Genomic DNA, 8,313 nt, shown 5'->3' on the forward strand with positions numbered 1-8,313 from the left:
GCGTCGCCCGGATCGCGCCCGTCTACACGCCCGACGAGCACCGCCGCCGCGGCTACGGCGCCGCCGTCACCGCGGCCGCCACGCGGGCGGCGCTGGACGTGGGCGCCGAGGACGTCGTGCTGTTCACCGACCTCGCCAACCCGACGAGCAACGGCGTGTACCGCCGCATCGGCTACCGCCCCGTCGAGGACCGCGTCGTCCTCTCCTTCACCTGACCCGCCGCGGGCACCGACCCGCGACCGCCCGTCTGATCGCCGGCCCGGGCGCCATGATCGCGCCCGGGTCGGCGAGCCGGGCGCGGGCTACTTGACGCCGGCCTCGCGCATGTCGCGGAGCTCGCGCTTGAGCTCCTTGATCTCGTCGCGGAGGCGGGCGGCGAGCTCGAACTGCAGGTCGGTGGCGGCCTGGTGCATCTGGTCGGTCATCTGCTCGATGAGCGCCTCCAGCTCCTCGCGGGGGCGCTCGCCGACCAGGTCGGCGGCGTGCCGGCCGACCTCCTTCGTCCGGGACGCGAGGCCCGGGACGGGCGCCTTGCCGCGGGACTGCTGGCGCCCGCCGCCGCCGATGAGGGTCTCGGTGTCGGCGTCCTCGCGGGCGAGGGAGTCGAGGATGTCGGCGATGCGCTTGCGGAGCGCCGTCGGCTCGATGCCGTGCTCGGTGTTGTACGCCTGCTGCTTGGCGCGGCGCCGGTTGGTCTCGTCGATCGCCCGCTCCATCGACGGGGTGACCGTGTCGGCGTACATGTGGACCTGGCCGGACACGTTGCGCGCCGCGCGGCCGATCGTCTGGATGAGGGACGTCTCCGAGCGCAGGAAGCCCTCCTTGTCGGCGTCCAGGATCGCGACGAGCGACACCTCGGGCAGGTCGAGGCCCTCGCGGAGCAGGTTGATGCCGACCAGGACGTCGAACTCGCCGGCGCGCAGCTCCCGCAGCAGCTCGATGCGGCGCAGCGTGTCGACCTCGCTGTGCAGGTACCGCACCTGGATGCCGAGCTCCAGGAGGTAGTCGGTGAGGTCCTCGGCCATCTTCTTGGTGAGGGTGGTGACGAGGACCCGCTCGTCGCGCTCGGTGCGCTCGCGGATCTCGTGGACGAGGTCGTCGATCTGCCCCTTGGTGGGCTTGACGACGATCTCGGGGTCGATGAGCCCCGTCGGGCGGATGACCTGCTCGACGACGTCGCCCTTGACCCGGTTCATCTCGTAGGTGCCGGGCGTCGCGGACAGGTAGACCGTCTGGCCGATGCGGTCGAGGAACTCCTCCCACTTCAGCGGCCGGTTGTCCATCGCGGACGGCAGCCGGAACCCGTGCTCGACCAGCATCCGCTTGCGGGACGCGTCGCCCTCGTACATGGCGCCGATCTGCGGGACGGTCTGGTGGGACTCGTCGATGACGAGGAGGAAGTCCTCCGGGAAGTAGTCGAGGAGGGTGTTGGGGGCGGTGCCGGGGCCGCGGCCGTCGATGTGCCGCGAGTAGTTCTCGATGCCGGAGCAGGTGCCGACCTGCCGCATCATCTCGATGTCGTAGGCGGTGCGCATGCGCAGCCGCTGCGCCTCCAGCATCTTGCCCTGCCGCTCCATGACGGCGAGGGTCTCCTCCAGCTCGGCCTCGATGTCGCGGATGGCGCGCTCCATGCGCTCGGGGCCGGCGACGTAGTGGGAGGCGGGGAAGACGTACAGCTCGTCGTCCTCGGTGATCAGCTCGCCGGTGAGCGGGTGCAGGGTGGCGAGCTTCTCGATCTCGTCGCCGAACATCTCGATCCGGACGGCGAGCTCCTCGTACTGCGGGATGATCTCGATGGTGTCGCCGCGGACCCGGAACGTGCCGCGGGTGAACGCGAGGTCGTTGCGGGTGTACTGCATGCCGACGAGCTGCCGGAGCAGGTCGTCGCGGTCGATCTCCTGGCCGACGTGCAGCCGGACCATCCGGTCGACGTACTCCTGCGGGGTGCCGAGGCCGTAGATGCAGGACACCGACGCGACGACGACGGTGTCGCGGCGGGTGAGCAGCGAGTTGGTCGCCGAGTGCCGCAGCCGGTCGACCTCGTCGTTGATCGAGGAGTCCTTCTCGATGTAGGTGTCGGTCTGCGGGATGTACGCCTCGGGCTGGTAGTAGTCGTAGTACGAGACGAAGTACTCGACGGCGTTGTTCGGCAGCATCTCGCGCAGCTCGTTGGCGAACTGGGCGGCGAGGGTCTTGTTCGGCTGCATGACGAGGACGGGCCGCTGGAGCTTCTCCACCAGCCACGCGATCGTGGCGGTCTTGCCGGTGCCGGTGGCGCCGAGGAGCACCGCGTCCTTGTCGCCGCCCTGGACGCGGGCGGTCAGCTCGGCGATCGCCTGCGGCTGATCGCCCGACGGCGTCATCTCGGTGACGACCTCGAACGGCGCCACGCGGCGCCGCAGGTCGGTGACTGGGCGCATCGGCGGCTCCCCCTGCTCGGCGTACTCCCTGCTTCCCCACAACTGTATTCAGGGCCTCCGACATTCCGCGTCCGCGCCGGTCGGCGGCCCGCCGGCGCGGGTCAGGAGGCGGGCCGGTCAGGAGGCGGGCAGCGGGATCCGCGCCTGGACGGCGTAGCCGCCGCCGTGGGGCCCGGCCTCGAAGCTGCCGCCGAGCGCGGTGACCCGCTCACGCAGGCCGACCAGGCCGTTGCCGCCGCTCGGCAGCCGGTGCTCGGGCCCGGCGGTGGGCGGGGCGTTGACGATCTCCACCTCGATCGCCTCGGGCAGCAGCCCCAGGTCGACGCGGGTGTCGGCGGCCCCGGCGTGCTTGTGGACGTTGGTGAGGGCCTCCTGGACGAGGCGGTACACCGTCCGCCCGACCGCGATCGGCATCGGCCGCTCCTCGCCGCGGACGGCCAGGTCGACGCGGAGCCCGGCGGCGCCGGACTGGCCGACCAGCTCGCGGACGTGGGCGAGCGTCACCGCCTCCTGGGGAAGGGCCTCCTCGCCCTGCCGCAGGACGCCGACGACGTGGCGGAGCTCCTCCAGGGCCTGCCGCCCCATGTCGCCGATCACGGTCGCGGTCTCCGCGGCGCGGACCGGGTCGCGGCCGGCGATCGCCTTGAGCGCGCCCGCGTGGACGACGATGACGCTGATCCGGTTCGCGACCACGTCGTGCATCTCCCGCGCTATGCGGGTGCGTTCCTCGCCCCGCGCGCGCTCTGCGAGGAGGTGCTGTTCACGTTCGAGCCTGGCGGCACGCTCCTGGAGAGAGGCCAGCAGCTGCTTGCGCGCGCCCATGTAAAGGCCGAGCAGCACGGGGACGGCGATGAACGCGATGCCGAACACGGCCTGCGCGATGAAGGTCTCGGTCCTCGCCGTCGGCCCCGGGAACGCCAGACCGGCGGCGTAGCCGACGACGGCGATCGTCAGGACCGTCCTGCGGGACGACGCGTACGCGGCCAGGGAGTAAAGGATGATCAGGCCGGCGAAGGCGCCCGCCCCGGTCACCGTCGAGAAGACGACCGCGAACAGGGCCAGGCCGACGGGGTGGGAGCGCCGCACGACCAGCGAGAGGCCCAGAACGACGCTGCACGCCGACACCACGGACGGCGGCAGCCAGAACCGCTGGTCGGCGAACCACAGGAACACGCTGTCGCCGCAGGCGAGGGCCACGGCGAGGAAGACGTCGAGCGCGCGGGAGCGCCGGGTCGGCCATGCCCCCGTCCACCAGCCCCTCACGCGCATGCGAGGAGTCTATGGCGACCGGAAGCACACCCGGGCGCGCGAGACACCGAACCCCTTACCTGCGGAGCTTTTCCGCGGTCCGGACGCTGTGGTTACGATGACGGCGCCGACTAGGACGGGGTGCGACCGGAACATGACCCGATTCGCCAACTGGCTCGGGAAGAACGCCGACGCGGTGATCGCGCTGGTGCTGGCGATCGTGGTCGCGGTGCTGGGGCTCGGCGTGAACCTGCCGAACGAGGACGAGATCACCAACAGCGGGATCCTCGCGGTGATCGGCCTGCTGGCGACGTCGATGCTGCGGGACCGGGGGCGGCGCATCCCGGTCGAGCTGGAGGTCCGCGACACGCTGCGGTCGTCGTCGGTGACGCTCGGTGAGCTGAGCGACAAGCTGACCCACATCCAGGGGTTCGAGACCGTCCTGTCCGACACCCAGCGCGCGCTGGACGAGAGCACGGTCGTCCGGGTCATCAGCGGGGCGCAGGTCGCGCAGGTCCTCGCGGAGGCCCGGCGCGACACCGACCGGTGGTTCTTCAAGGGCGGCACCGGCACCTACATCCGCGCGCGGACGCTGCCCGAGTGCGTGGCGGCGGCGCGCCGGGAGCGGCGCACGCTGCTGTTCCGGGTGGAGATCCTCGACCCCACCAACGTGGAGGTCTGCGAGGCGTACGCGCGCCACCGCCGCTCGGTGTCGGACGGCCCGGACGCGACGGGCGAGCCGTGGACGCTGGAGCGCACCCGCAAGGAGGCGTACGCGACGATCCTGGCGGCGTGCTGGCACAAGCAGCGGTTCGCCATGCTCGACATCGACATCGGCCTTTCGCAGACCATGACGACGCTGCGCTACGACCTGGCCGCGTCCCGCCTGGTGGTGACCCGCGACGACCCCCGCGGCGAGGCGCTTGTCGTCGACAACGCGAAGTTCTACTACAGCTGGGTGAGCGCGGAGCTGCAGACCAGCCTGGACCAGGCGCGCCGCGTCCCGGTGGAGCAGGCGCGGCTGGCGCCGCTGGACGAGGAGCCGACCGTCGAGGAGGTCCGCAAGCTCTTCGAGGTGACCGGCATCGAGCTCGCGCACGGCTACACCGACCGGGACGTCATCGACATCATCCGCAAGGCGCTGCGGGCGAAGGACCCCTACGAGTGAGGCCGCGGCGGTGAGGTACGAGGAGATCAGCGCGCAGATCCGCGCCGGGACCGCGGCGCGGACGCTGCCGGCGTGGGCGGGCGGCGTCCTGGCGGAGATCCTCGGCGGCCTCGCCGCGGGCGCGCCGCCGGTCCCGGCGGTGCGGCACCCACTGGGCTTCCTGTGCCTGCCGGTGGAGCGCAGCGGCGACCTCGGCGTGTGCCTGCACATCTGGACGCCCGAGGTCCGGCCGGCCCCGTCCACCACGTCGCCGGTGCACTGCCACAGCTGGGAGCTGCTCAGCTTCGTCCTGTACGGGACGGTGCGGAACGTGCGGGTGGACGTGGAGGAGGCGGCCGGAAGGGCGCCGCAGCAGGTGTTCGAGGTCGTGAGCCACGGCGACGTGGACGAGCTCAGGGCGACCGGGCGCGCCGTGAACTGCCTGCCGGGCCGCTCCACCGCGCACCGGACGGGCGATTCGTACACCCTGCCCGCGGGGGTGTTCCACAGCACGCTCATAGAAGGGGGCAGTGACGCGGCCACGGTCGCCCTGGGCCGGCAGACGCCGGGCGGCGGCGACCTGTCCCTCGGCCCCTTCGACACGCCCACGCACCGCGTGCACAGGTCACGTTCCGATCACGCCGACACCGAGCGCGCCCTGCGGCGCTCCGCGCGCAAGATCGCCGCCGCCCACTGCTCGGCGCGCCGGTAGGCCGCCGCCGGACCCCGACTGGAGAGGCCCGATGAGATCCACGACCCCGCCCGCGGCCCTTCCGGTCGACCTCTCCGAGGCCCGCCGGGTGGCGGTGGACGCCGCCGAGGCCGCGGGCGCCCTGCTGAGCGCCGGCATGGCCGGTCCCCTGGACGTCCGGCCGAAGGGCACCGGCGGGGACGTGGTCACGGCGCTGGACACGGCCGCCGAGGAGCTGATCGTCGGCCGGCTGCGGGCCGCGTATCCGCGGCACCGCATCATCGCGGAGGAGGCGGGCGTCCTGGACGGTGCGCCCGGCGAGGACATGGTCTGGCTCGTCGACCCGCTCGACGGCACCAACAACGTGGCGATCGGCATGCCCGTGTACGCGGTGGGGCTGGCGTTGTGCGCGCGCGCCGAGCCGGTCTTGGGGGTCGTCCACGATCCGGTCTCGGGGCGGACGTGGTCTGCGGTGCGGGGACGAGGCACCCTGGGCCCGGACGGCGCACAGCTGAGGCTGCCCGACCGCCCGCGCTCCGGCCGGGAGGACAACCCCGTCCTGGCGTGGACGCAGGGGCACCAGGTCACCTCGGAGGATCGCGCGGCGTTCGCCCTGCGCGCGGCCTTGGAGAAGCGGTGCGCGCGCATGCTGCAGCTGTGGGCGCCGCTGGTGGCCTGGACGATGCTCGCCCGCGGCGACATCGACGGCATCGTGGGCTACCTGCCCGAGACCGTGGACCTGCCCGCCGGGGCGATCCTGGCCGCGGAGGCCGGCGCGGAACTGCGCCGCCTGGACGGCCTCCCCTACGAGCTGGGCATCGACCGCCCGGCGTCGGAGCTGAGCTTCGTGGCCGCGCGCCCGGACCTCCTCGACCGCCTCCTGGAGACCACCACGCGCATAGCCCGGCCCGACGGCCGCTTCCACATCGCCTTCTAGCGCCGCTCCTACAGCCACCCGGGGCGGGCTTACCGGGTCAGCAGCAGTGCCCCGACCGACGCCGCACACCCCAGGACGGCCAGCACCGCTCCCGTCAGGACGAACTTGCGCATGGGGACGCGCACGTCCCACCGGCGGCACCACTCGAACCACAGCAGCGTGGCGAGCGAACCCCACGGGGTGATGACGGGCCCCACGTTCGTCCCGACGAGCAGGGAGAGCAACTGCTCCTGGTTGGACGCCGGTACGGCCGACTCCCCCGCCACATACGCGGGAAGGTTGTTGAGGACGTTCGACAGCCCCGCTCCGGAGAACGCCGCGCGGAAGGCGCCCAGGGCGTCGCCGTCATGGCCGACGAAGGCGACCATCGCGTCGTCCAGCCCGAACCGTTCCAGCGTGGGCACGACCAGGAACAGCCCGGTGACGAACACCATCAGCTGCCACGGGATGAGGGAGGGGCGCAGCGCCGACCGGTCGCGGACGGCGAAGGCGGCGACGGCCACGGCCGCGGCCACGGTCGCGGCGACGCCGAGCTGGACCCCGGTATGCACGCCCCCGAGGATCGCGGCGATGAACAGCAGGCACGCGACCCCGGTGGCGGAGAACAGCACCCGGTCGCGGACGGGCGCTGGCGCGGGCGGGTCGTAGGCGTCCTCACCGCGCATGCGGCGGCGCCAGTAGAACGCCCACAGCAGCGCCATGGTGACGGCCAGGACCGCGAGCTGCGGCAGCCACATGCGGGCCGCGAACGCGCGGGTCTCCAGCGCCACCCGGTCGGCGGCGAGCAGGTTGGTCAGGTTCGACACCGGCAGCAGCAGGCTCGCGGTATTGGCCAGCCACACCGTCGTCATCGCCAGCGGAAGGGTCGCGATCCGCGCGCGCGCCGCCAGCGCCAGCATCACCGGGGTCAGCAGCACGGCGGTCGTGTCGAGGTTCAGGAAGATCGTGGTGAGGGACGCGAACGCCACGCACAGCAGGAACAGCGCGGCGTAGTTGCCCCGCCCGGCCTTCGCCATCCGCTGCGCGATCGCGTCGAAGACCCCGGCCTCCTTGGTCAACTCCGCCAGGACGATGACGCTGAACAGGAACAGCAGCAGCGGCGCGATCCGTCCGATGCTGGACCGCGCGGTATCGGCGGGCAGCAGGCCGGTGGCGACGAACAGCAGCCCCGCCGCGAGGACGCCGACCCGGATCCAGTCCAGGACGCCGAGAGAGCCGGCGGCGCGGCGCAGGGTCTCCATCGGGGGCTGCACGGCCGCCATGATCCCATAGGAGCGCGGACCATGATTTCGTCCGGCCGCCGCGCGATACTGGCGGCATGACACCCCCCGGCGGCCACCCCAGGCAGGAGCGTCCGACCGACTTCTTCATCAGCTACTCCCCCGCGGACGAGCGGTGGGCGGCCTGGATCGCCTGGCAGCTGGAGGCCGCCGGGCACCGGACGATGATGCAGGCGTGGGACTTCGTGCCCGGCACGAACTTCATCGACTACATGGACCGCGGCCTGTCGGAGGCCAAGGCCGTGGTCGCGGTGCTGTCGCGCAACTACCTGCGGTCCCGGTACGGGCGGCTGGAGTGGATGGCGGCGCTGCGGGCCGACCCGGACGACCCCGCCCGCAAGCTCGTCACCGTCCGGATCGAGGACTGCCCGATCGACGGGCTGCTGTCCACGATCACCTACGTGGACCTGGTGGGCGTCGACGACCCCGACGAGGCGCGCGGGCTGCTGATGCAGCGCATCCAGGAGGCCCTCGCCGGGCACGCGCGGCCCCTGGCTACCGCGACGAGGTCTACGCCGACCTGCGGGAGCGGTTCGGCGAGGAGGCGCAGCTGCGCTACGTTTCGCGGTACAACCGCGCGCACGGCCTCG

Annotated in this window: 8 protein-coding genes; 5 read left to right on the forward strand and 3 right to left on the reverse strand. The window is 72.6% G+C overall.

Going from position 1 to position 8,313, the window contains the following annotated elements; genetic code table 11:
• On the forward strand, nucleotides 1-215 hold a 215-nt coding region (locus tag AB0K34_RS45320; RefSeq protein ID WP_364554713.1), incomplete at its 5' end, for a GNAT family N-acetyltransferase.
• 87 nt (nucleotides 216-302) lie between these two features.
• On the opposite strand, the gene uvrB is transcribed toward AB0K34_RS45320, so the two are convergent.
• Nucleotides 303-2,420: an excinuclease ABC subunit UvrB gene (gene uvrB / locus AB0K34_RS45325; RefSeq protein WP_138636233.1), complete on the reverse strand. Its 2,118-nt coding sequence runs from the start codon at nucleotides 2,418-2,420 to the stop codon at nucleotides 303-305.
• A gap of 117 nt (nucleotides 2,421-2,537) precedes the next feature.
• On the reverse strand, nucleotides 2,538-3,689 hold the full coding sequence (locus AB0K34_RS45330; protein ID WP_138636232.1) for a histidine kinase: 1,152 nt from the start codon (nucleotides 3,687-3,689) through the stop codon (nucleotides 2,538-2,540).
• 133 nt (nucleotides 3,690-3,822) lie between these two features.
• On the opposite strand from AB0K34_RS45330, the gene AB0K34_RS45335 reads away from it, so the two are divergent.
• Genes AB0K34_RS45335 through AB0K34_RS45345 form a run of 3 tightly spaced genes read left to right on the forward strand, consistent with a single transcriptional unit; the run spans nucleotide 3,823 to nucleotide 6,443 of the window.
• Nucleotides 3,823-4,836, forward strand: a complete 1,014-nt coding sequence (locus tag AB0K34_RS45335) for a hypothetical protein (RefSeq protein WP_138636231.1) — start codon at nucleotides 3,823-3,825, stop codon at nucleotides 4,834-4,836.
• Nucleotides 4,837-4,846: 10 nt separating this feature from the next.
• Nucleotides 4,847-5,527, forward strand: coding sequence for a hypothetical protein (locus tag AB0K34_RS45340; RefSeq protein ID WP_301177693.1), 681 nt, complete (start codon nucleotides 4,847-4,849; stop codon nucleotides 5,525-5,527).
• A 31-nt stretch (nucleotides 5,528-5,558) separates the two neighbouring features.
• Nucleotides 5,559-6,443, forward strand: coding sequence for an inositol monophosphatase (locus tag AB0K34_RS45345; protein WP_138636229.1), 885 nt, complete (start codon nucleotides 5,559-5,561; stop codon nucleotides 6,441-6,443).
• Nucleotides 6,444-6,472: 29 nt separating this feature from the next.
• On the opposite strand, the gene AB0K34_RS45350 is transcribed toward AB0K34_RS45345, so the two are convergent.
• Nucleotides 6,473-7,705: an SLC13 family permease gene (locus tag AB0K34_RS45350; protein ID WP_301177694.1), complete on the reverse strand. Its 1,233-nt coding sequence runs from the start codon at nucleotides 7,703-7,705 to the stop codon at nucleotides 6,473-6,475.
• Between the two features lie 56 nt (nucleotides 7,706-7,761).
• On the opposite strand from AB0K34_RS45350, the gene AB0K34_RS45355 reads away from it, so the two are divergent.
• A partial coding sequence (locus tag AB0K34_RS45355) for a toll/interleukin-1 receptor domain-containing protein (protein WP_364554715.1) occupies nucleotides 7,762-8,313 on the forward strand: 552 nt, incomplete at its 3' end.

Origin of the sequence: Actinomadura sp. NPDC049382 (assembly GCF_040677125.1) — a bacterium.
Lineage (GTDB): Bacteria > Actinomycetota > Actinomycetes > Streptosporangiales > Streptosporangiaceae > Spirillospora > Spirillospora geliboluensis.